Origin of the sequence: Acinetobacter sp. NIPH 2100 (assembly GCF_000369805.1) — a bacterium.
GTDB lineage: Bacteria > Pseudomonadota > Gammaproteobacteria > Pseudomonadales > Moraxellaceae > Acinetobacter.
Map to the genome: position 1 here is coordinate 3,431,354 of NZ_KB850224.1, position 833 is coordinate 3,432,186.

General features: G+C 57.9%; 1 protein-coding gene. It reads left to right on the top strand.

Annotated features, from left to right (window positions below):
- Nucleotides 1-833, top strand: an 833-nt coding sequence (locus tag F887_RS18705; protein ID WP_005297076.1) for a hypothetical protein, incomplete at both ends; no start/stop codon positions are given.

Genomic DNA, 833 nt, shown 5'->3' on the forward strand with positions numbered 1-833 from the left:
GGTCCTCTTGGCGCAGTCACTGGCATCATCGGTGGCATCACTGGTGGAATTGGTGGTGACGGCGGTCCTCTTGGTGCAGTTACTGGAATCATTGATGGCATTACTGGCGGAATTGGTGGTGGTGACGGTGGTCCTCTTGGCGCAGTCACTGGCATCATCGGTGGCATTACTGGTGGAATTGGTGGCGGTGACGGCGGTCCTCTTGGCGCAGTAACCGACATTATCGGTGGTATTACTGGTGGAATCGGCGGTGGTGATGACGGCCCTCTTGGTGCAGTCACTGGAATCATCGGTGGCATCACTGGTGGAATTGGCGGTGGTGATGGCGGCCCTCTTGGCGCAGTCACTGGAATCATTGGTGGCATCACTGGTGGAATTGGTGGTGGTGATGGCGGCCCTCTTGGTGCAGTCACTGGAATCATCGGTGGCATCACAGGTGGAATTGGTGGTGGTGATGGCGGTCCTCTGGGTGCAGTCACTGGCATCATTGGTGGCATTACTGGCGGAATTGGCAGTGGTGATGGTGGGCCTCTTGGCGCAGTAACCGATATTATCGGTGGTATTACTGGCGGAATCGGCGGTGGTGACGGTGGTCCTCTGGGTGCAGTCACTGGAATCATCGGCGGTATTACTGGCGGAATTGGCGGTGGTGACGGCGGTCCTCTTGGCGCAGTAACCGACATTATTGGTGGCATCACTGGCGGTATCGGCGGTGGTGATGGCGGTCCTCTTGGCGCAGTCACTGGAATCATCGGTGGCATCACTGGTGGTATTGGTGGTGGCGATGGCGGGCCTCTTGGCGCAGTCACTGGAATTATCGGTGGCATCACTGG